Annotated in this window: 1 protein-coding gene; it reads right to left on the reverse strand. The window is 43.9% G+C overall.

Features of this window, described 5'->3' with window-relative positions; translation table 11 throughout:
• Positions 1-15: 15 nt before the first annotated feature.
• Positions 16-761 (reverse strand): aminoglycoside phosphotransferase family protein (locus tag A3762_RS16495; protein ID WP_082869197.1); only part of this gene is annotated, 746 nt, incomplete at its 5' end.

Here is a 761-nt window from a genome sequence, read left to right on the forward strand (position 1 = left end):
CAAGAATCATTGCTTTCATGACGCTGTATTTTCTTGTGATTGTGCTTCGACGAAGGCCAGCATAGGTTCCTTGATGTGTTCCTCGAGAAGTTCTCCAAAGGCATGTAAGTCTTCATATGAATTGCACGCTTCGACAATGTAGGAGAATGTTCTTGGGATGTCTTTGAGATAGCCATACTTGCCATCACGAAGAGCAAGTCGCGCAAAAATACCTGCCGCTTTCATATGGCGCTGAATACCCATCAAATCAAACTGCTTTTTGAAAAGCTCTGGGGCAATGTTTGTGAGTGTTGAATGAGTGCCTGCAAATTCTGTCATGAGCTGCTCGACTAAGTCTTGATCAAGCTCGATATAGCAGTCTTTCAAAAGTGAAACCAAATCGTATGTGGCTGGACCAAATACGGCGTCTTGGAAATCAATGATGCCCACTTGATCTCCTTGCATCATGATGTTTCGTGAGTGGTAGTCGCGATGCACCACACATTGTGTCTGCTCTAACGCACTTTTTATCAAAAGGGCTTGGGCGTTTTTCAGAGTAGTAAGTTGTTCTGGAGTTAAGGCGATTGAAAGAGCTGAGTCGATGAGCCAGTCACTGAATAAATCTAATTCGCGCTGCAAAAGCGCTTCATCGTAACTTGGCAGTGTCTTGTTGTTTGGCAATGTTTGAATGCGTTGTAATTCATCGAGCGCCAATGAATAGATGCGGTGTTGCGTTGTTTTGTCTTGTTGTGCAACACATCCATAGAACTGTACGTCACCAA

The sequence above is a fragment of the Oleiphilus sp. HI0125 genome (genome assembly GCF_001635355.1).